A 2,466-nucleotide genomic window follows, 5' to 3' on the forward strand; every position below is an offset into this window, starting at 1 on the left:
TTGTTCATCCGAACTGTCGGTATCACCCGGGCCACCATGAGGATCGGGCTGGCCAATATCGTCTACAACATGCGCCGCTTCCTCTTCCTCGAAAGGTTGAACGCGAGCGCGTAGTCATCCAGCGGGAGGGCAGTCCCCGATCTGCTCAAAACGCAGATCAAAAGCTACCCCAAAAACCGTCAATCAAATCGCCAAAACCCTGAAATCACGAGCCAGGCGCATCAACCAACGGTTCTTCGATCCCTCCAGCTTATATTGCCTTATATTACGGCACAATATAAAATCAAAGGCCACACTATCTAAGGAATTATCACATGGAATCTTTGCAAATAAAATCCATTGCTACTGGGTATGTTCTTGTTAGCTGGCATGGATTCGTTGTGGTTCATGACATTGAAAGCAGCTCCGTAAAACTATCTACTGTTCAAAAAATAGAAAATATTAATGATGTGAAAATTTTTTCAGAAAGTTTATTAGAAAATTCCTTCATAAAGAAAGAAGGAGATTATTTTTGTTTTTACAAGAGTGACTTGTATTTAACTGTCTATCCGAATGCAGTCGCCGTATTTTCAGCAAAACATTTAAATGATTGGGAAAAATTTCAAATCCTTCCTGTAAATGATTTTCTTAAAATTTGGCACGCAGCAAAAAATGCGTGGGAACAAACGGAAGGAAACTCTTTCATACAAAGAGGTTTTATTAATTTCTCCTCCAACTTTCATGTAAATATAGGAAAATACAAAACAAAAATAGAAAATATAAAATATATATTCCATGACAACTTCATAAAAATAGAAAAAAAATACTTTTGCAGCCTAAATCACAATATCTACTATTCGAAATTTTCAGATTCTTATTTTAACACTCCCAAAATTTGGGTCGTCCCTATGGGAAATGCAGCCAATCGCGCTTTAGAATATCTTGTTGCTTGCCGTATAAAAAAAGAAGTTCCTAGTTTAGAAATACAAAATATACATTTACCAGAATGGGGAATTTACACACCCACAAAAGAACTCCCCCCTTTGGAAATGTGTAGACTAGGATGGTCTCGTTTTTGGATTGATGTGCCTGGTTTAGCCGATTGCTTAAAGCGTGGAGTCATTACATCTTTGTTTCAAGATGCATTTTGTTATAATGTTGAATTCCTACCCTCAAGGGAAGAAAGTAGAAAAATACTTGGACCAACAAAAAAGAAAATAAAAGCTGATGGGTTTGGAGATGATATTTTAGTTTGCAACATACGTGCCAATGAAATTCTCTACGGAGAGCATAGAAATTATATTGTTTTACCTCCAGAATACTATAAAATGATATTAGAAGATAGCGGCCTTTCACCGGTTTTTTATGGGCAGGTAGAGGATAATGCATACATTGCATCATTGAAAAAGATGTTCCCAAATGCACCATTTATTCAGGGAAAAGGTGCAGAACATGACTTTGATGTTCTGCGAAACTCAAAAAATATTGCTATTTCTGTAAGTACATTTTCTTGGTTAGCCGCTTGGCTGAGTTATGCAAATAGAATATACATCCCTATTAATGCTATGTATAATCCCAATCAAAATAAATTACAGAATTTTCTCGATCTATCCGAGAGCGTCTTTCGTTATGTCTTATTACCTTTTTGCTGGGCCGAAAATCTATATAATAATTCATCCAAATTCTTTGAAAAACAAAATTATATGGCCCGTTATGCTCGATTTATGACACATCAAGAGGTCCAAAACCTTTTAGACAGAGCACGTAGTTCTTGGCCTGAACAACCCTTACTAAAAGATTTCGACAAAGATTTTTATCTTAACACTTATGAAGATGCTCGAAATGGGATTAATAACGGAATTCCCAGTGCACTAGATCATTATATACATCATGGAATACATCATGGATATCGACCTTACTTTTTCGATGATGAATTCTACACAATAACATATCCTGATGCCGCGTTAGAAGTGTCTCTCGGATATTACAAATCTGTTTTTGATCATTATCAAAAAAAAGGAATTTTTCTTGGTTACAAAAGAAACCGTTCCTAATTTATCCCCATAACTACATACTATATTCGAGTTATAATTTTGGCGCAGCATAATTACATAACAAATAATAAAATTTATCTTATCTGCGCCAAAATAATAATTTTAATTTATAAATTGGAGGGTTCGAAGAACTGTTGATTGATTCCCCTTTTGCCTGATTTCAGATTTTTGGCGTGTTGATTACTAGTTCCTGGAGCTGATTTTCGCTCTGCGTTTTGAGCAGAGTGATGGTTTCATGCTCTGGATTGCTACGCGGCGGCGTTACTCCGCTCCAGGAGGGGAAATCGGCGCATATTATAGACGATATTGGCCAGCCCGATCCTCATGGTGGCTCGCGTTATGCCTACGGTTCGGACGAACAGTCCTGTCTGCGATTTCTGATCGGCAAAAACATGCTCGACACGCGACCGGATAACGGATTTTCCGGCGTTGG

The 2,466-nt window shown here is 37.4% G+C and carries 1 protein-coding gene and 2 pseudogenes; 2 read left to right on the top strand and 1 reads right to left on the bottom strand.

Features of this window, described 5'->3' with window-relative positions; translation table 11 throughout:
- A pseudogene (locus tag KP703_RS15225) lies at positions 1–114 on the top strand (IS5/IS1182 family transposase); the annotation flags it as partial.
- A gap of 200 nt (positions 115–314) precedes the next feature.
- On the top strand, positions 315–2,033 hold the full coding sequence (locus KP703_RS15230) for a hypothetical protein (RefSeq protein WP_215755536.1): 1,719 nt from the start codon (positions 315–317) through the stop codon (positions 2,031–2,033).
- Positions 2,034–2,281: 248 nt separating this feature from the next.
- Here the strand turns inward: KP703_RS15230 and KP703_RS15235 are convergent.
- Positions 2,282–2,466, bottom strand: a pseudogene (locus KP703_RS15235) (IS5/IS1182 family transposase); the annotation flags it as partial.

The sequence above is a fragment of the Acetobacter sp. P5B1 genome (assembly GCF_018811985.1).
GTDB classification, from domain to species: Bacteria; Pseudomonadota; Alphaproteobacteria; order Acetobacterales; family Acetobacteraceae; genus Acetobacter; species Acetobacter cerevisiae.